The sequence below is a fragment of the Saprospiraceae bacterium genome (genome assembly GCA_016713025.1).
Taxonomy (GTDB): domain Bacteria; phylum Bacteroidota; class Bacteroidia; order Chitinophagales; family Saprospiraceae; genus OLB9.
Genome location: JADJPZ010000004.1, coordinates 392,636 through 413,854, shown reverse-complemented (window position 1 = coordinate 413,854; position 21,219 = coordinate 392,636). Strand labels below are relative to the sequence as shown.

Here is a 21,219-nt window from a genome sequence, read left to right as displayed (position 1 = left end):
GCAAAAATTAAAGCACATAGAAATTAAAGAGCACGGTTTTAGTTATTGCGACAGTGATAAAGCCTTCAGTCAGATATTTTTACGATATTTGCGCTCCTGTTTTTGCATACAAAGCATTTCATTAAACTTTTAACTATCAAATTTTAAAAAAAATAGAGCAATATGATACAGACATCTGTGGATATAGAAGCATTGAACCAGCAAATATACATAGACAGTGCTTTCCTGGAAGTGCTGAATGCAGAGACATCCAAAGTCATGGTAGGGCAGAGGCACATGATTGACAGACTTATGCTTGGACTTCTGGCCGAAGGTCATGTCTTGCTGGAAGGATTACCCGGATTGGCCAAAACTCTGGCTATCAAAACATTGGCTTCGGCTATTGATGCTGATTTTCATCGGATACAGTTTACTCCGGATCTGCTGCCATCAGATATCATAGGTACCATGATATACAATCCCGGGAAAAATGAATTTACTGTGCGCAAAGGTCCGATATTTGCCAATTTTATCCTTGCCGACGAAATCAACAGAGCACCCGCAAAAGTTCAGAGTGCATTGCTGGAGGCCATGCAGGAAAAGCAAGTCACCATAGGTAAAGAAACGTATAAACTTGAAGAGCCATTCTTAGTGCTTGCAACACAAAACCCGATAGAACAGGAAGGTACTTACCCTTTACCGGAAGCTCAAGTAGATCGTTTTATGTTGAAAGTAAATATCGGATACCCTTCAAAGGAAGAAGAAAAACAAATCATCAGAAAAAACATCCTGGGAGAAATCACTCAGAAAATAAATGCAGTAGTTGACCCTGCTTCTATCATAAAGGCCCGACAGTCCGTCAAAAAAGTGTACATGGATGAAAAAATCGAAAACTACATCATCGATATAGTATTTGCGACTAGAATTCCCGAGCAATATAAGATGGAAAGCATTAAACCTTTGCTGAGCTATGGTGCTTCTCCGAGAGCAAGTATCAATCTTGCCTTAGCCGCAAAGGCGCACGCATTTATGCAAAGAAGAGGGTATGTACTTCCTGATGATATCAGAAATGTATGTAAAGATGTCATGCGACACAGAATCGGCCTGAGTTATGAAGCAGAAGCTGAAAACGTCACCCACGAGGATATCATCACCAAGGTCATCAACACCATTCCTGTACCATAATGTAATGATGTATCGTTTAGAAATATATATTGTCCCATTTTTATGCCTTGCATTGTGCTTCCCTATTTCCGTGACTCAGATATCCGGACAAACAGCATATACCAAGACAGATGTGAGAAATATGTTTCCGGTCAATACAAAAAACCTTTGGATCAATTACCTTAGTGGATTGATCGACAACAGACATGTGGCAGATATGATCATTGGTACGGATGGACATACTTGCAAAGGACTTTATACCTTAAGAAGCAGTAATACTACCTTTTTCTTTGATGGTGAAGATAAGGACCAACAACTCAAATTGGCGGAGATCAATGAAATTTCAAGGCTTACAGGATTTATGACTGGAAAATATGACGGGGTAACCTTTGATGGCCAATGGCAAAATAAAGATAGAAATTTGCTATTCCCTTTTAAGTTTTCTTTTGTCAATGCATTTGAAGATTTTTCTCCTGATGCCAGAATTTCCAATCAATGGATTAGAAGCTATAAGGGAATTGCTGCAAATAAATCATATCTGCTTCAGATAAAAAGAGAACCAAGCAGATTCATCTGTAAGTACAGTGATCAAACCAAGATAAAAGCAACCAAAGAAATTGAAGTAAAGGGTTTTAGGGTAGAAATGTTTCAACCCGGATTTGACAGCACTATTTTAGATCATAAATGGGTGATGATTGACACTGCCAACCTTGACAAAATAGACATCATATATCCCGAAGAAAATGAAGCAGAAGTTGTCTCATCTCTACAACTGGATGAGGCCGTACAATTTGTAAATTACACATACGCTGATTTCCATAGCAGGATGGAATGCATTACACCGCTTACCAGAAGCAAAAGGTTTGATACATGGATCAATGCATTCTTTAAAACTTGGCTGGATGATAATATCAAAAAGTTTAAATCTACCCATCCTGACGAGACAGGCAGTAATGAAAGATGGATGCAAAGTGCTGATGGCTGGATTGAAGTAGAACTTTATGAAAATGATATCATCAGCGGATTGATTTATATGCAATCATCACTAAATACCAAAACGGAAAAAATTTCATTCATCTATGATATCAGATATGGTAAGGAGTTAAGATTACAGGATCTTTTTGATAACAAATTTGACAGCAAAGCATATTTCAATACTCTTATACCTGAAATAGTACAAGTATCCAATTGGCATCCGGATGTAAGATCATGGTTTAAAAACCAGAGTTTCGGTATAGTATGTCTCAAGGAAACAGGAATATCATTTTCCACACAGTTTAATACTATTTATGGCGAAAAAGAAATCATGATACCCTATGAAAAAGTGCGCCAATATCTCAGACCAAGGTATAATTTTTAATAGTCAACACTGATTCAGATGGATACTACAGAATTGCTAAAAAAAGTAAGGAAGCTGGAGATCAAAACCAAAGATCTGACAAAACATGTATTTTCCGGCGAATACCATTCCGCTTTTAAAGGTCGTGGTATGGCATTTAGTGAGGTAAGAGATTATTATTATGGTGACGATGTACGCAACATAGACTGGAATGTTACCGCCAGAACAGGTAGTCCTCATATTAAGATTTTTGATGAGGAGAGAGAACTGACTGTCATGTTGCTCATTGATGTGTCAGCATCAGTATATTTTGGAACTTCATCGGCTTTTAAAAGTGATATTATCACAGAAATGGCAGCTGTATTATCATTTTCAGCATTGACAAACAATGATAAGGTAGGAGCTATTTTGTTTTCAGATCACGTCGAAAAATATCTGCCCCCAAAAAAAGGTAAACAAAACATACTTAGACTCATCAGAGAACTGATCAATTTTACTCCAAGTCAGCAAAAGACCGATATCGGCGAAGCACTGATGTTTTTGAACAATACACAAAAGAAAAGATCCATAACATTTGTCTTGTCCGATTTTATTGCGGAGAACTATGATCAGGCTCTAACCATTGCAGCAAAAAAACACGACATCATAGGTGTGCGATTGTATGACAAAAGGGAACAGTCGCTGCCGGATGTCGGATTGATCAATGTACTGGACGAAGAGGCTGGCAAAATGCGCATCATTGATACTTCAAACCCCATCGTCCGAACAGCTTACGAATCTCATTTTAAAAAATCATCTGACAGGTTTTCAAAATACTTTGCATCAGCCAAAAGTGATGTGATCACCATCTCTACAGACGATGATTATGTAAAAGCATTGCAGGTATTTTTCAAAAGGAGAGCAAAAAGATGATGAGGAGTAGAAATATTTTTGCTATGTTGTTGTTTTGGATGCTTCTGAATCCGGATATTATATATTCTCAGTCAGTATCCTCTGCAAAAATTTCTGTAGATTCTGCAGGATTAGGAGATCCGGTTGTCTTGGACATCAGAGTCGTACTACCTGCAAACAAAACATTTACAGGGCTTGATTTTTCACTTTACAAACAAATAAAAAACCAAATCTACCTGCAGGACACCATATCTATGGAAGCACTTGCAGATGTCGAAATTCTGTCTTTTGGAGATTGGAAACATGAAGGTATTGGGACACCTGTACCTGCCGATAAAATAAAAGTAACTCAGCAAAATGGTCAAAATATCATTTCCAATAAAATAACCATTGCTATATATAACACGGGACAATTTAGTATACCTGCTCCTCTGCCCATCTTCAAGGAATCTGGCAACATCAACACTCCCGGTGAGTCCGCTGTATTAAATGTACATCTACCACAAAGATTGATGCAACAGGACACGGTGATATTCAACCCCATCAAGGATATCATGAGAGAGAAAGCCAATTTTTCTGATTATCTTGTGTATTTATATATCTTGATAGCTATATTATTGATGGCAATTGTAGGGTATTATTTTTATAGATTGAAAAATAAAAAACCAAAAGAAATCCCGAAAATTGAAGAAATCATTATCCCATGCCACGATAAGGCTATCATGGAGCTCAGAAAACTGGAAGCTCAAAAATTGTGGCAACAAGGACTGATCAAAGAGTACCAATCCGGACTGACTGACATCATACGGACATATCTGATGGAACGTTATGGAATCAACGCACCTGACATGACTACCGATGAAGTGATGATGTCATTGGCCAATGCGCCGTTTGATAAAAAGTACAATCAGGAGTTGATAAACATACTTCAGATAGCAGATCTTGTAAAATTTGCCAAAGCAACTCCTGAAGAAAACATCCATGAATCATTTATGCAAAAGGCAGTATCCTTTGTTGAAAATACTAAAGAAACCCGGCAAATAGGAAAAGAAATATGATCCAATATCTGACAAATCTGCATTTTGCATCACCCTGGTGGCTATTGGCTTTGACCATAGTTCCGCTATTGATTTGGCTGCAGTATTTTTCGGGAAAAGGTAATCAGCCATTCTTAAAAATGCCTGATCTCAGTGCTCTGGACAGTATTCATTTGTGGAAAGAAAAAGTATATAAATATCTTCCGGTGCTTTTTATTACGGCATTATCATTCTTAATATTGGCACTTGCCAGGCCACAACTGAGCTTAAAAGAAGAGAAAGTCAAGGCAGAAGGTATCGATATCATGCTGGTGATGGATCTTTCCAGCAGTATGCTGTCCAAGGACTTTAATCCCGACCGTCTCGAAGTGAGCAAACTTGTAGCCAAGGAGTTTGTTGGCAAGAGGGCACATGACCGTATAGGGTTAATAGTTTTTTCGGGAGAGGCGTTTACACAATGTCCCCTCACGACGGATCACAATATTGTTACAGATTTTCTATCGGGATTACAAGTAGGTATGCTGCAGGATGGAACCGCTATAGGTATGGGCCTGGCCACAGCTGTCAACAGGCTCAAAGACAGCAAAGCAAAGTCAAAGATCATCATTCTGCTCACTGACGGGGTCAATAATTCAGGTTACATCAACCCGGTCACCGCCGCGGAGATTGCAGAAAAATATGATGTCAGAGTCTATACTATCGCTGTGGGATCGATGGGTCAGGCATTATCACCGATCAATAGGATGAGCAATGGAGAGTACATGTTTGCCATGGCAAGAGTAGAGATCGATACGGAGTTGCTCCAACAGATTTCTGAAATGACCAAAGGCAAATATTTCAGAGCAGTAGACAAACAAAGCCTTGAAAATATCTATTCAGAAATCGATAAACTGGAAAAGACTGAAATTGAAATCAATGTCTACAAAAGATACAAAGATGAGTTTTATATATTTTTAATAGCAGGTGGCATACTGTTATGTATATTTTGGATTTTGAAAGAAATATTGTTGAGGCCATTAAGTTATTAACCATGTTCAGATTTGAAAATTCCGATGCTTTTTACCTATTAGTCCTCATACCGATGGTGGCGGGATTGTGGTATTTTGGCAATTTTATGGTAAAAAAACGTAGGAGTGTCTTCGGGTCACCGGCACTGGTGCGACGATTGATGTTCGGGAAAGTAGCATCTGTGTATAGCCTTATAATATGGGTATGTGCGTTGGTACTACTGATCATTGCGTTGGCAAATCCGCAATATGGCTTGAAAAAAGAAAAAGTCAAAGTTGAAAATATTGACATATTCATAGCATTGGATATTTCAGCAAGTATGAATGCAACAGATATCAGCCCATCAAGACTGGAAAAAGCTAAAAGATTTATAGAACAACTCATACAATCCCGTCAAGGCGATCAGATGGGGTTGATATTATTTGCCGGTGGAGCATATCTGCAGATGCCGCTCACTACCGACTATGCCGCCGCCTTGTTGTTTACCAGAAGTGCTACTACTGATATGGCAGGAACGCAGGGTACAGCCATAGGTGCTGCAATTGACCTTGCTACCCGAAGCGTAAAGGAAGAAAATCAAAGAGCTCTTGTGATCATCTCAGATGGTGAAGATCATGACGACAATGCGACTGATATGGCCGCACAGGCCGTTGAGAAAGGCTGGAGTGTATTTACTGTAGGTGCTGGTACCGCCGAAGGAAGTTTTATACCATCTATCAATGAAGGTCGTGAAGAATACAAAACAGATGAAGAAGGTAATCCGGTAAAATCTATGATCAATAAAGAATTGCTGGTTGAAATTGCCGAAAAAGGAAATGGTATGTCATACCTTCTTGAAAATGACAATAATGAGATCATCAAGGACCTCAACGTACAATTGAGTAAAATTCAGAAAAGAGCTGTCGAAGTAAAATCATTTACAGAGTACCGAAGTTTTTACCAATATTTTATTGCGCTGGCACTGATTTTATTCATTTTAGAGTTTATAAGATCATCCGGCATTATTAAAGTTAAATCAAACACATGAAAAATTTCTATCTGATCACTATATTTCTTTTCACTCTGTCAGCAGAAACATATGCTCAATCAGCCCATAAAAACCTGCGTAATGGTGACATGCTGTATGGCTTTGGGAAGTATGCAGAAGCTGAAACGGAATACAGAAAAGCAGAAACACAAAAACCATCTCTGAAGTCCACTTACAATCTGGGAAATACGCTCATGAATCAGGAAAGGTATGAAGAAGCTATCAAAAAATATGAAGATGCCGCATCCAAAGCAAATACCAGTCAAGAGAAAGCATCCGTTTACCACAATTTAGGTAATGCGCTGTATAAAAAACAGCAATACAAAGAAAGTGTTGATGCTTATAAAAAATCACTGAGGTATCAGCCCGATGATAATGAAACTAAAGAAAATCTTGCTTTGGCCCGCAGAGAACTGAAAAAACAGCAAAATCAACAGCAAAAAGATAAAAACAATCAGGATCAAAAAAATGATCAAAAAGATCAAAAGGATCAGCAAAATCAAAACGACCAGCAGAATAATAAAGAAGATAATCAGGATCAAAATAGCCAGAATCAGAACCAGCAGAACCAGCAGGATCAAAATAAAAATAAGGAACAGCAACAAGCACAAAGTGACAATAAAATGAGCAAACAGGATGCTCAGAAACTCCTGGAAATCATGGACAGTGAAGAAAAAAAGGTTCAGCAAAAATTGAGACGGATCGATGGAAAGCCGACGAAAGGTAAAAAAGACTGGTAGGAAAGTATTTTGCCTTGTATTGTGTTACATACAGTAATTACTTCAACTTTGTCAAATTATACGGACTTTCAGATTGATAGGAAACTGTTGGGTTATCCCAACAGTTGTGACCCTAATTTACCCATACATTTATACCGACGAGAATTTATTTTTCTAAAGACGATGATACACATGTCTTTATTATAAAAATAATTCTGTCGCCATTATTAGGAATCTTTAACTGTGAAAAAATATAAGGTTTTCGGTTGATTACATTTTAAATTTTGATGAATGTGTAATTGACTTAGATCTATAAAGGTGACAAAGTAGAATTACTATGATTTTAAAAAAAAGTCAAGGTACATTTTGATCAAAACACAATACCTTCATAAGAAAAACAACATGTGTGAAGCTGACCGCTAATCAGAACTTATTTTGGACATGCGCCACATTAAGCAGAAAAGTGTGTATGTCTGTGTTTTTCATGAATGGTTTCATTTTTTCACTACCGGGACCGAACATGGCCAGTTCTGTATAATCTGCCGAATGGTCTGTACCGCCAAACGCACAAGAAGTATGTTCTGATTGATACATGGCGTACTCCCTGAATGGCAATTTGTATTCATTATAGGTACCATCTGAAGACTGAGCCTGATACTTGTCAAACACAAATTTTAATTGGTCATCACTCATTTTATAACCCTGAGCTAAGTGGATTCTTTCTGCAAGTTCAGCAACAGAAGCATCTTTTTTATGCCCCATCAGTACCCAATTGTTAGTAAACTTAAAATGAAATAATTTTTCAAAATTTTTGTCTGCCTTATCACCGTAATATAATCCGGGGTTGGCATTGCCGTGGTCAGAAGTGATTATGACCAAAGTATTGCCATCTTTCTGAGCAAAGTCTATCGCTACTTTTATAGCATGGTCAAAGGCCACCTGATCATAAATCAATCCGGCAGCATCATTGGCATGAGCAGCCCAGTCTACTTTTCCTCCTTCTACTTGCATGACAAATCCGTTTTTATGGTCCTTCATGAGGTCTATCGCTTTTTTTGTCATTTCAGCTATAGTGGGCACCTTTGCTTCCAGTGCAGGGTCATGCATTCTGTCCAGATCATATGGCAAGCCTTCCTCATCAAATACTCCAAGCAATGGTTTTTTACTATCTATAGCCGCCATCGCCGTTTTATCATTGACAACATGATATCCAGATGTACGAAATTCACTATATAAATCGCGTCCATCTTTTCTTTTATTAAAATATTTGCCACCTCCTCCCAACATCACATCAAACTTCAGGGCCATGTATTTGTTGGCAATCTCTTCCTGGTCGCCCCTTGACTTTGAATTAGTGCAAAAACCTGCCGGAGTGGCGTGTGTGATAGGTACTGTGGTGACACACCCTACTTTTTTTCCGGCTTTTTTGAACTTCTGAAGTATAGGCATATACTCCTCATCATTGGGACCGACGTTCAACCTTCCGTTTTTCACCCTGACTCCTCCACCCCACGATGAGGACGCAGCAGCACTGTCTGTGATGACAGAATTGGCGGAGGCCATGTCCATCAGGCCTCGGTTTACTCTGTTGCTCCTGTACAGGTCCAACCAATGACTACCTCTGCCTTCTTTCATCCGCAAAAACACATCGGCCATATTGAGCGTACCTGAACTCATCCCATCACTAACCATAAAAATGATATTTTTTGCTTTTTTACCCTTCCCAAAGGCTAAATCTTCCACATTGGGTGGAGAAAATGCCAAACCAGGAAGGATGAAAGATGATGAAGCCAAACCGATAGAAGTGTTTTTGAAAAAATCCCTGCGTTTCATTTTAATGGTTTAAGGTGCAAATATATTATTATTTTGGTTTTGTGTTAAAACTTATCATAACACCACAAATTATTATTAAAAATATTCCAGAAAGACTCAATATATCTGGGAAAGCGTCTCCCAGCAATGTTCCAAAAATTACCGAAAATACGATATTGCTGTATCCCACTGCCGCAATAACTCCTGTTTTTTGATAAGAAAATGCTTTGGTAAGATAGATCTGCCCTACCAGTGCAGCAAAACCCATAAGAAGTAACACTATGTAATCAAACCCGTACGGTATATCTATATCAGATATCAAAAAATCAAAATGTCCGGGTTCAATCCATTGTCCCAGCAACATTGAAAAAACAGGCAACACAATACCTGATGCCATAAATGACAAAATGATAGAACGCTGATCATAGAATTGACTTAACTCTCTGATACTCAGATAAGCCATACCAGTCATCAATGCATTTGAAAGCCCTACCAGGTGATGTTTGGTAGTCAATAAGGAGATATCCACTGATGGAATAAAAATCAAACATATGCCAAAAAATCCTAAAAATACCGCAACCCACTCTCTAGCATTAAGTTTTTCTTTGAAATACCAGGCTGCAAATAAAGACAAGAATACCGGATATGATTGCTGATACGTTATGGAAATCGCCAAACCAATATTGGAAATACCATAAAAAAAGGAATACAACGCCAATGTTCCGATGACTCCTCTGAAAAGCAAAACCCATGGTTTGCCACCAATCTGGACAACGGGTACTTTCCATATAGAGTAAAGGATAAATCCAACTCCTATCAGATTTCTAAAAAAAACAAGCTGAACCGGATTGATGTCATCACGCAAGTATCTCGCGCATGCTCCTGTCAATGCAAAGCTGAACGAAGCAATAAGCATATACAAGATACCTTGGTTTTCTCTATTGCTGGTAAAATTCATGAATAGACAAGAATGATCAAATAGGTGAAATATTTTCCGTACATAATTTTGGAAAGAAAATCAGAAAAGTACAATAGGCCGGCTGATGAAGTTTTTATTTCTTTCTATTGACAAAAAATACATTCCTTTTTCAAGGTGATTGATTTGTATTTTTACCGTATTATCAGAAAAATTATTCATGTCGAAAACCGTTAATCCTTGAATATTGGAAAACTTGATTTTATCACCTTTTTCTAATCCTTCGATGAAAACATATTCAGAAGCTGGTAACGGATAAATTTTAAGTTTTAGGAACTTATCATCAATGGTGGAGGTCAATACATTCGATTTACCGGGAGTAGCCATACTGAGAAGTACAATTGATCCCATACCATCAGGGAATCGACCATAGGATTTATTTGTCACCGTGGACCCAAAGCTGAAGGAATCTATTGCTGCAAAGTTGTTTTCCTTGCTATCGAAGATACCTATAAACTCTCCGGACTTACTCAATTTGAAGTTGCAATGATTGCTGCCTTGTTCCTGATCTTCATCTGCCCAAATCAATAAAAACTGACCAGGACTTAAGGAGATGTCAGGCATTTTCCACTTATCAGGTGACAAGGCCTTGTCTGTAAGATATTTATCTCCCAAGAATACAGACTTATTGTCTGCATTATATATCTCAATCCAGTCTTCAAATTCACCGGCATTATCAGCAATGGCGGTATTTTCTGCCATAAACTCATTGATGATCAATTTTGGAACAGGATTATTGCCTGGAGTAAAGCTGTACATGCTACATCGGGGCCAGCGGGTGTTTTTGCCCTGTTGATCTGATACTTCCAGATATAGGGAGATGGATGGTTTTCCCACAAAGTTAAACCCACAAGTGTAAATATTATCACCTGCTTTGATGTCAGGAAAGACACCATCATCCTTGAGAGAAAACTGTTGGTTGTTGTCACCAATTTTTACATATGCCTTCACTTGAAGAGCACTCAGGCTGGTGATATTAAACTGCACTGTTGAATATGTATTCGTCCATTTTGTATTTAAGTGATCTACAATCGGTGCTATATCTGTATCCAGTAGTTGCGATTTTACTGACGAGTTTCTGGTACCAATATATTCTTTAAGACCCGATTTGACATGCGCACCGGTCGCTGACTCGTATGATTTTAGGAAATCTGCATATGTATACCCATAATCCAGAGAAGCATACACATCATTGACCCTGAAAGGTGAAATTTTGTCTTTTATTTTCTCAATATACGGATCAAGAAAGCTTCGATTGAAGAACTGATCAGTATATTTTTTTACATAATATCCAAAGATTGTTTTATACTCCGGCACTTTGAGAAGATTGTTGTAGATAGGCCTTGGATCAGAGGGGTGTGCCCATGTATAAATATTTCGGGTAGCCCAGTTGATATTGAACCAGTCTACTCCAAATGTATTGTCAATATCAAAACTCAATAACTCAAACTTTCCGTTCGCAGGATTATAATACAAATAGGCGTTGTTTTTATTATATATCGGATTGTCCCAGTGACCCGTAAGAATTTCCATTGCCATCCTTTGGAGATAGCCATGTACATCAAATACTTTTTCAAGATTACATGCGTAATCAGGATTTGAAGTGTCATTCAGCAGTCTGATAAATTCGATAAAAGTGGCGTAATCAGGATTCGTTTCATTATTTTCAGGCTGATACACTGTCTTACTGTAGCTGGATGGGTTTGTGCCTCTATACACAAAATTTGCCCCATAGAAACATTTGAACAATTGACCTTCGGGATCTTTTCGTCTGGCTTCAAAATAATCATTGTCTATGTGTTCTACATTGATATACAAGCCCATATACTCATTGTTGATGTACAAAGCTACATGGTTGCTTCTCGGAGCTTCAATGCCTGCCATTGCCATGAGATCCCAGCACAATTTTGAACGGATGATAGAGGGATCATTATGTTCTCCATTTAAATTCAAATCTGATAGTCCATGAAACTTATTGTTTCCAAAATGATTGAATTTAACCTTAAATGATTTTTTTGCTGACTTTCTTGATGTATTTCCTCTCAATCTGAATCCTACTTTCAGTACTGTATCTTTTTTATTACCATCATTCCAGAAAAAATCAGCTGGATACTCATAATCAGAATTTTGATTTGCGGGTAATAGTAATGTCTTCAAAGAGTCCTCATTTATTCGGATATCAATTCGTGTTACAACCTGATCATTGAACACTACTCCGGGAGGTGGAAAAACCGGCTGTGCCTTTACATTAAATCCTGTAAAAAGGACTATAAAGTAAATGTTGAATAATATGTAGTTCTTGTATTTGTCTACGATTTCATTAATTAAGGTCATTCCCGCCATTTTTTATATAAATGCACAAATATACGCTATTTGAATGGATTGGTGACGCAATACGAGTTTAATGGTGTGTATAACATATTGCACAAATTCATATTTTCTTCCCCGCTACCCTCGTTCCCTAAAGGGACGAGCCACCCAATCCAACCACTTTTTTACCGTCTTATAAGAATAATACTGAAAACGTGCAGTTTGTTATACACACGGGTTTAATGGGGTGCATTTCATTTTTTCGCTCTGTGCTCGATTTCTTATCCAGTTTCATTTGTTCGTCGTAGCTACTATCTACGACGCAATATAAACAGGCATCTTGCCTGAATTGCGAATAAAATGATGGTTTTTAATGTGAAGCGAATAAATGAAAAGCAAACGTTTAAAGAAACCTATATAAATTTAACAAAAAAGAGTTTCCCCCATATTAATGAAGAAAACTCTTTACCAAAATTTCTAATATTTTCCTTAGATTTTAATAAGTTTTTGGGTGTATACTTCTTCCTCAGTCTCTGCTTGTATGAAATATATTCCTGATTTCAACAAAGAAACATCCATTATACTCTGCTCAATATCAACCGGCATTTGGATCAGCTGTCCGGACACATTAAAGATTTTTATTGACTTTGGTGTCTCCGATAGTTTTATTTGAACCGTATTTTCGGCAGGATTAGGTGAAAGTGACATATCATTTATTCTTTCATCAGCCAGCACTATATTGTTTTCTGATTTTATTGAGATCAGTTCTTCGATCAGATTAGAACCTGTGTTTCCTTTTATGATTACTGCATCTATAAATACTTCATCATCATTTTCTGAAGCATCACACTGAAAACTGAACTTAGCATTGCTCGGAAATTGTCCGGTCAAGGTGATGTTGATGGTGTATAATTGGTTGTTGGCAAATGATGATCCGCTGATAAAAGTACCTACCGTACTCCATGTAGTCCCATTAAAATACCTTAACCAAAAATCTTCACCTGTTTCCATCCCTACTGCTCTGAATTTAAACTCAATGGAAACAGAGCTATAAGGAGTCAAATTATATACAGGAGAAGTCATGGTGGACTCCGTTCCTGAATTATCTCGTATCCTGATAGAATACTGACCCTCAGGAGAGAATGAACCCTGATATCTAAAACAATCTGAACCACCATCCAGCCATCCATCCCACCCTTCTTCGAAGTAATTACCTGATAAAACTACTGATCCACCACTACTACAAGGAGCACAAGAGCCACCACAGTCCACACCTGTTTCACTACCATTTTGTATACCATCACTACAAGTAGGTGTGGCAATTCCTGTCTGTGTCAAAACATAAGTTTTTGTGATACCTCCGCCCTCTACCGTGATTGTTGACGATCTTGATACAGTAGTTGTATTACTTGTGTAATTTACATTTAGTGTTCCATTATTGCTTCCAGTAGCAGGTGTCACAGTACACCATGATGTAGCATTGGAACTTGCAGTCCATGAAACATTGGATGAAATACCCACAGATGCAACACCAGATACAGCACCTGCTGAACCAGTGCTATTACTCAATGTTAGTTGAGAATTACTGCTACTGCCTACACAAAAATTGACAGTTTTGGATAACCCATAAGCTTCATTATTGACCAATATAGTAGTGCCCTGAGTTATTTTATAATATCCTGGTGCCAAAATGCCATCTCCATAACCATCCAACAAGTTGAGTGTATAACACCCAACTGGAAGACAGTGTGCATGAGCGTGGACTGTATGGCTAGCCGCATAATTACCTCCACTTACTGCAATAGCACCTGTTGAATTTTTGATATTCCACGAAATTTCTGAAGGATACTGATCAGTTCTGATTTCTAATACAATGGAAACACACGAACCACATGCCGGGCAAGAACCACCACAATCTACCCCTGTTTCATTGCCGTTTTGAATACCGTCATTGCAAGTGGGTGCCGTAGATACTGCTTGAGTTAAAATGTAATTTTTGGTGATGCCTCCACCAGTCACAGTAACAGTCGCTGATCGGCTTGTAGTCGCTGTATTTGAAGTATAATTTATTGATAGAGTCCCGTTATTACTTCCACTGGCAGGAGTCACTGTACACCATGATGCCGCATTGGATGTTGCAGTCCACGAAACATTAGATGTGACACCAACAGATGCTGCGCCCGCAGCTGCACCAGCATTTCCTGATGCAACACTTAGATTAAGAGTGGATGCAGGAGTGCTGCCACTTTGTGTTAAAAGATAAGTTTTTGTGATGTCTCCACCAGTCACAGTAACAGTCGCTGATCGGCTTGTAGTCGCCGTATTTGAAGTATAATTTATTGATAGAGTGCCGTTATTACTTCCACTGGCAGGAGTCACTGTACACCATGATGCCGCATTGGATGTTGCAGTCCACGAAACATTAGATGTAACACCAACAGATGCTGATCCCGCAGCTGCACCAGCATTTCCTGATGCAACACTTAGATTAAGAGTGGATGCAGGAGTGCTGCCACTTTGTGTTAAAAGATAAGTTTTTGTGATGTCTCCACCAGTCACAGTAACAGTCGCTGATCGGCTTGTAGTCGCTGTATTTGAAGTATAATTTATTGATAGAGTGCCGTTATTACTTCCACTGGCAGGAGTCACCGTACACCATGATGCCGCATTGGATATTGCAGTCCACGAAACATTAGATGTGACACCAACAGATGCTGATCCTGCAGCTGCACCAGCATTTCCTGATGCAACACTTAGATTAAGAGTGGATGCAGGAGTGCTGCCACTTTGTGTTAAAAGATAAGTTTTTGTGATGTCTCCACCAGTCACAGTAACAGTCGCTGATCGGCTTGTAGTCGCTGTATTTGAAGTATAATTTATTGATAGAGTGCCGTTATTACTTCCACTGGCAGGAGTCACTGTACACCATGATGCCGCATTGGATGTTGCAGTCCACGAAACATTAGATGTGACACCAACAGATGCTGCGCCCGCAGCTGCACCAGCATTTCCTGATGCAACACTTAGATTAAGAGTGGATGCAGGAGTGCTGCCACTTTGTGTTAAAAGATAAGTTTTTGTGATGCCTCCACCAGTCACAGTTACTGTTGCTGATCGGCTTGTCGTCGCCGTATTTGAAGTATAATTTATTGATAGAGTGCCGTTATTACTTCCACTGGCAGGAGTCACCGTACACCATGATGCCGCATTGGATATTGCAGTCCACGAAACATTAGATGTGACACCAACAGATGCTGCGCCTTCAGTTGAACCGGCACTTCCCGTGGCTGTACTCAGGTTGAGGCTGGATGCTGCTGATCCTGATGTGCAAAATGATTTGGTTTCAGATGCACCAAATTGCCCTCCCGTAATAATTGTATTTGTACCTTGCTTTAAAGTGTAGGAACCACTACCGTATGCACAGCAAATTCCATCTCCATAAAGGTCTTTGATGGTAAAAGTGTAATTACAGCCTGCAGGTAAACAAAGGCTGATATTATGTAAAGTATTTCCTGAAGAATATGGACCTCCTGCACTGACTATTACACCAGCGCTATTTTTTATTTCCCAGGTGGTTTCGTTAGCATATGTATCTGTTCTAAGCTCAAGCGTCAGTGAAACTTCATTACATTGTGTTCCACCACCGCCACCACCGCCGTTGCATGCCTGCAAACATGTCGATGCACTCACTCTATTTCGCATAACATTACCTGGTTGGGTACCAAATCCATTGCTGAACTTTATACCAACTGATGTAAGGTGACAATAAGACATAATAGTACCCCCTGTTGCAGCGGGGGGTAAACCCGGATTTGAACATGATCCTTCAGGTGTATAACATCCGTCGATGGCTGTATTATTTCCATTCCATACACATGCATGTGTATGTTGAGAGCCAAATAAGTGACCAAATTCATGAGTGCAAACTTCTACTGTCCAGCTATAGGTAGGCACATTCTGATATGTGCTTTGTATACCTGAGTAACTCATACTATAGTCAGGATTGGTCCTGCACAGTCCGTTTACCCAGGCAATCCCTCCACTTGCTTTGTAAGATAGAAGCATGGCCAAATCACCATTAAATCCTTGTCTTTGGTTACCAAAGGCAGTCAGCATTCCATCAGAACTTGTGGAATTGTAAGGACTTGGTGTCGTCCAGACCAAAATTTCAGATACAACTGTATTGATTTGCTCATTAGCATACAAGGTATTGACTTGGTTAAATATCCCGGCAACATAGTTATTTACATTAGTGATACTTGAACCTTTACTTGTATAAATATCATAATCTACCTCAAGATAAAGCTTTACACAATCTGTTAGTGCACGAGTGCCAGAATTTGAATGTCTTAATTCGTCATCAGTATAGCTTTTCATGTCATCAGTCGTTTGACAGGATGCCTTTTTCTTATCTGCTATTTGATCATCCTGATAAAGGATGTGCTGCTCAGCATTTTCAAGTCTTCCGATTACCAAATTTCCTGTAGCAGAAGGGTGAGAAATCATACCAACAATCTGATCGTCAAAAATAGAAATTGCAGCTATACTTCTTTCTTGACCTTTTACAATCCCGCGATAGTGCTTGCCGTGATTGAATGAAACGATCTGCATAGAAGGTGCCTTCCTGAGTATAAAATCCTCTGAAAATGGATTGACTTCTACTAGTTCTAACGAAATGTCATTTCTTCCATTCTGCGGAATTTTCATAGATATGAATGGTGATCTCGATTGAGTCAGAGATTGGATAGCTCTTTTATCTATTGATAATATGCTATATTCTTTTATTTCGTCTGGTATTTTAATGGAATTTCTTTCAGATGATAAATTAAATAATTTAACTTCTGCTTGTTGAAAACTGCTTCTTGCATTTTCCACCAAAGATTTTGGTTTTAAGGATTGTGCATGGCTTGCTGAAAAAAATAAAATAAAAAAACAATGAAAGATTGCTCTTAGGTTCATAAAATTTACTGTTTTTGTCAAGATCAATGAAGATCTTGAGGGTGCGATAATTACATTTTTTTTTAAGTATCTACATACAATTGGGATGAATAAAAAATGACTATTGTATATACCTACTTCTGTAATGGCAAAGCGAAGATATAACAGTTTTCTAAAACTCAAGACCATATTTTTCTATAATTTTAAAAATTGGTAATTTACCCTGAATCAAATTCAGGGTTTTACTCGATAAGAATAATTCCAAATTTTATGCCAATCTTCTAGTTACACACAAATAAAAAACATTATATTTTATATATTAATAATTTTATTAAAGTGTAGTATACTTATTATCAAAGATTTTTATGTGCAAATATTTTAATTTTATATTTTTATAATTATATAAATACTTGGATCAACTATCATATAGGCGATCAGTGTAGATAATATTATTAACTTTGACATGAAATTGGATCCTATTATGATTATCATATTATTTATAACCTAATAATTATCGTCAGTTTATGGAAGGATTGAAAAGAGCGGCGGTCTTTTGCATACTACATTGCGAAGATTCATTTCTATTATTAAAAAGAGGTAAAAACCCAAATAAAAGTAAGTTTGTGCCACCAGGTGGAAAAATAGAATCATATGAATCCCCATATGATGCGATGTTGAGAGAAGTTAAAGAAGAGACCGGACTGGATTTAACTGAAGTAAAATTTTGTGGTGTGCTATCAGAAACATCTCCTACTTCATACAACTGGATAAGCTTCATTTACACAGCTACTATCCCAAGAGTAGAAAAAATTGTTTGTGATGAAGGGGAATTTTACTGGATACCAAAATCCGAAGTACTAAATACAGACATTCCAACTGCAGATAAATATATCTATCAGTTTGTGGCAAATCAACAAGCATTTTTCTTAAACGCCATTTATGACAAAAACCTAATCATGACAGAGATATCTGATGAATTGTCGGGTGATATCCTTTTTAAAAATGAAGGCTTGTCAACTGGTGTCTTAGTAAGTGTTGAATGACGGATCAAGTTTAAGTAAATTTTTCTATTGATCAAGGCGATTGTTCCCGACCTTACCCATCACTAAGGGTCTCACTACGGAAGGGGTTCATCAATGAAGAGCAAATGAAAAAAATACAATAAGTCAATTATCAATCTAACCTTAACTTAATACTAAAATAACTAACGTACTTGAAAATAAAACCAAAAAAAAAAACATTTTACAACCATTTTCATAATTAAATCGTCATTGAAGTATTAAAACATAAAAGTTTCACCAATTTAAAGAAATAAACCGATATATTGTGAAGGTTGTAGACATCAATCAGGATTTGTTCAGTATCATTGATTTATCTGTCAGACACGATCGAGTGGCCCAAAAACAACTTTTTAATAGATTTTCACCAAGATTGCTCAGTATTTGCCGGCAATATATACCCGATATGTATCAGGCTGAAGATGTGATGATTGCAACATTTATGAAAATTTTTTCAAAACTTTACACTTTCGAAAGAAAAGGAAACTTTGAAGCATGGATAAGAAGAATTGCGGTAAATGAAAGCATATCGTTTATCAGGTCCAATAAACCAGTCCCATATGGTGAAGAAATTTTAAATGAACTCTCAGATACTCATCAACCGGCAGACTTATTGTATCAGGATGACTACCAAAATATGATAGACAGCCTACCTGAAGGGTGCAAAATTGTATTTAATCTTTATGCTATAGAAGGATTCAGGCATCTGGAGATTGCTGAAATGTTGCAAATATCAGAAGGAACATCTAAATCTCAATTGGCCTATGCCAGAAGACTTTTACAAAATATGATCAACCAGGAAAATAAAACTTATAATGGATAAGAATTTAGAAAACAACATAAAACATCACTTCGAAAACAGAAGGATAAATCCTGATCCGGAAGCATGGAGCAAACTTGATGGATTATTAGCTCAATCTGAAAAAATAAAACCTAGGTTTTATCGCTTGTTTTTAAAATCATCTGCTGCTGTGGCACTAATAATTTTTGGAATGTTTTTATCTATTTTACTCCTAATGCCCGAAGAAAATGCAAAAACAATTACAATAAATACTGAAAAGGAGCTGAAGACCGCTAATAGTATACCTGCAGAAACAACACAAGTACCTTTCCAAGCCATCGCCAATAAAGATACAAAAACTAAAAGTCAATCAAACTGGGGTTCTGCTACATCATCTAATAAAATTAAAGTGAATACTCTTCCTACTGAAATCGATCAACCAATTTCTATCTCAAACATTGTGGAAAAACCTGAAAACAAAATAGCATCAGATCATAAAGTCATACAGGATACAAAAAACCATCTCCACCAAGTAAAGTCTGCTGATTTTGTTATGGTGGATCCCGAGAAACTTTTAACAGATACAGAAAGTGCTTTGATATCAAAAAGTCAGCAAGGAACGCAAAACAAATATGATATTGACCCTAATAAATTATTGAGACAAGCTGAAAAAGAAGCTAACAGGAGTTACCTGCTTAGTGCAATAAAGTCAATGAAAGAGATATCATCACCAATGATTTCTGCTGTCATATCAAGAAACGAAATCAAAGCAGAATAACCGGTTTATAAGATTGAATACCCATCAAATATAAAATATTTTAAAATTATTAATCCATTAAAATCTATCAAAATGAAAAACATTTTTATCCTTTTATTCATTTTTGGATCTCAATTTTCCATGTTTAGCCAGGAAAAATTTGAAGATCAAGTAAAATACATCAAAAGAAACATCGAAATTATCAAGGACCAGGAAAAAGCAGCTCTTAAAGCAAAAGTCGAAGAGATAAATCAAAAACTTGAAAATAAAGAGATCACACAAGCCCAGGCTGATGAAATGAAAAAATCTGAAGCTGAAAAAAGTGCTAATCAAATTGCTCTTCGAATTGAGCCTTTTGAGCTCGAACTAAGAGAGCTTGTAAAAAGTGAAGTCAATAACGATAGCGAATCAAAAGGCGAAAGTGATTCGAGAGCCACTACTTTGGATGATGAAGACGATGTAGACAAAAATGATGATGATGATAACGAGGAGCGAAAGGGTAAAAAGAAAAGAGGTGACATCAAAAACAAATCAGATCTGAATTGGGATTTTGATTTTGACTGGGGCTCAAGAAAAAAGAAAAGAGGAGAACCAATCACCACAACTCAATTTGTGTTTGCTTTTGGATTGAATAATATTATCTCAGGCAATGATCTTGGTACTTTGGAAAATAATGGTATCAAAGTGAGTAACTCCAGATTTTATGAATGGGGATGGACTTGGAAAACAAGGCTAACACCCAACTCAGCATTTTTAAATTTTAAGTATGGGCTATCTTTTACCTATAATAATCTTCGCCCCGACAATAATCAACATTATATCAAAGACGGCAATAAAACCGTACTGGCTCGACATCCATTTTCACTCACTGATGAACCTTACTTCAGAATGAATAACTTTGTCATTCCATTACATCTTGAATTTGATTTTTCAAAACGGTCAAAATATGTATCAGAAGATAAAAAGGATGAAAAAATCGTGGTTAGAACCCAAAGGGGTATCAGGATGGGTATAGGCGGATATGCCGGAGTGAATTATCGCACAAAACAAATCCTTGAGTACAAAAATGATGGTCTCAGAACCGATCTTGAAACCAGAGGTGATTTCAACACAAATGACATTATTTATGGATTGAGTGGATATTTTGGTTACAGAGATTTTAGTTTGTATGCAAAATATGATCTGAATACCATTTTTACTGATAATCCATTACAACAGCGCAATATATCCTTTGGTGGGAGATTTGATTTTCATTGAGAATAAGCCATCAAATAATAAATCCTTGATGGCCTTAAGTGGGCTGTCAAGGATTTATTCATTATACAAATAAATAATTTTAGTCTTTGGTCTTCAATTTATAGTAGATAGAAAATATTCTGCGAAAAATTTAAATCATAATGTATTGTAAATTAAATAATTAAGA

General features: G+C 37.4%; 15 protein-coding genes. 11 read left to right on the top strand and 4 right to left on the bottom strand.

Features of this window, described 5'->3' with window-relative positions:
- Window positions 1–162: 162 nt before the first annotated feature.
- The 7 genes from IPK35_08180 to IPK35_08150 are packed head-to-tail and all read left to right on the top strand — an operon-like array spanning window position 163 to window position 7,185.
- Window positions 163–1,164, top strand: a complete 1,002-nt coding sequence (locus IPK35_08180) for a MoxR family ATPase (GenBank protein MBK8053233.1) — start codon at window positions 163–165, stop codon at window positions 1,162–1,164.
- Entirely contained in the window at window positions 1,091–2,503 is a 1,413-nt protein-coding gene (locus IPK35_08175) for a hypothetical protein (GenBank protein ID MBK8053232.1), read from the top strand. The genes IPK35_08180 and IPK35_08175 overlap by 74 nt, the downstream gene beginning before the upstream one ends.
- Window positions 2,504–2,521: 18 nt before the next feature.
- Entirely contained in the window at window positions 2,522–3,394 is an 873-nt protein-coding gene (locus IPK35_08170; protein ID MBK8053231.1) for a DUF58 domain-containing protein, read from the top strand.
- On the top strand, window positions 3,391–4,431 hold the full coding sequence (locus IPK35_08165) for a hypothetical protein (protein MBK8053230.1): 1,041 nt from the start codon (window positions 3,391–3,393) through the stop codon (window positions 4,429–4,431). The genes IPK35_08170 and IPK35_08165 overlap by 4 nt, the downstream gene beginning before the upstream one ends.
- Window positions 4,428–5,438, top strand: a complete 1,011-nt coding sequence (locus IPK35_08160) for a VWA domain-containing protein (GenBank protein MBK8053229.1) — start codon at window positions 4,428–4,430, stop codon at window positions 5,436–5,438. Before IPK35_08165 ends, IPK35_08160 begins: the two co-directional genes overlap by 4 nt.
- Window positions 5,439–5,440: 2 nt before the next feature.
- Window positions 5,441–6,445, top strand: coding sequence for a VWA domain-containing protein (locus IPK35_08155; protein ID MBK8053228.1), 1,005 nt, complete (start codon window positions 5,441–5,443; stop codon window positions 6,443–6,445).
- Window positions 6,442–7,185, top strand: coding sequence for a tetratricopeptide repeat protein (locus IPK35_08150; protein MBK8053227.1), 744 nt, complete (start codon window positions 6,442–6,444; stop codon window positions 7,183–7,185). Before IPK35_08155 ends, IPK35_08150 begins: the two co-directional genes overlap by 4 nt.
- 402 nt (window positions 7,186–7,587) lie before the next feature.
- Here the strand turns inward: IPK35_08150 and IPK35_08145 are convergent, their stop codons facing one another.
- The 4 genes from IPK35_08145 to IPK35_08130 all read right to left on the bottom strand — a co-directional run bounded on the left by IPK35_08145 (window position 7,588) and on the right by IPK35_08130 (window position 17,221).
- Entirely contained in the window at window positions 7,588–8,997 is a 1,410-nt protein-coding gene (locus IPK35_08145; GenBank protein ID MBK8053226.1) for an alkaline phosphatase, read from the bottom strand.
- A 28-nt stretch (window positions 8,998–9,025) separates the two neighbouring features.
- Complete coding sequence (locus IPK35_08140) at window positions 9,026–9,934, bottom strand: DMT family transporter (protein MBK8053225.1); 909 nt, start codon at window positions 9,932–9,934, stop codon at window positions 9,026–9,028.
- Window positions 9,935–9,994: 60 nt separating this feature from the next.
- Entirely contained in the window at window positions 9,995–12,286 is a 2,292-nt protein-coding gene (locus IPK35_08135; GenBank protein ID MBK8053224.1) for a CotH kinase family protein, read from the bottom strand.
- Between the two features lie 465 nt (window positions 12,287–12,751).
- The gene (locus tag IPK35_08130) at window positions 12,752–17,221 is read right to left on the bottom strand and encodes a T9SS type A sorting domain-containing protein (GenBank protein ID MBK8053223.1); all 4,470 of its coding nucleotides are present in this window, start codon (window positions 17,219–17,221) and stop codon (window positions 12,752–12,754) included.
- 503 nt (window positions 17,222–17,724) lie between these two features.
- Here IPK35_08130 and IPK35_08125 point away from each other — a divergent pair.
- The 4 genes from IPK35_08125 to IPK35_08110 all read left to right on the top strand — a co-directional run bounded on the left by IPK35_08125 (window position 17,725) and on the right by IPK35_08110 (window position 21,053).
- Complete coding sequence (locus IPK35_08125; protein ID MBK8053222.1) at window positions 17,725–18,243, top strand: NUDIX domain-containing protein; 519 nt, start codon at window positions 17,725–17,727, stop codon at window positions 18,241–18,243.
- A gap of 283 nt (window positions 18,244–18,526) precedes the next feature.
- Window positions 18,527–19,081, top strand: coding sequence for an RNA polymerase sigma factor (locus tag IPK35_08120; GenBank protein MBK8053221.1), 555 nt, complete (start codon window positions 18,527–18,529; stop codon window positions 19,079–19,081).
- On the top strand, window positions 19,074–19,817 hold the full coding sequence (locus tag IPK35_08115) for a hypothetical protein (GenBank protein ID MBK8053220.1): 744 nt from the start codon (window positions 19,074–19,076) through the stop codon (window positions 19,815–19,817). Before IPK35_08120 ends, IPK35_08115 begins: the two co-directional genes overlap by 8 nt.
- 72 nt (window positions 19,818–19,889) lie before the next feature.
- Complete coding sequence (locus IPK35_08110; protein MBK8053219.1) at window positions 19,890–21,053, top strand: hypothetical protein; 1,164 nt, start codon at window positions 19,890–19,892, stop codon at window positions 21,051–21,053.
- Window positions 21,054–21,219: the final 166 nt, after the last annotated feature.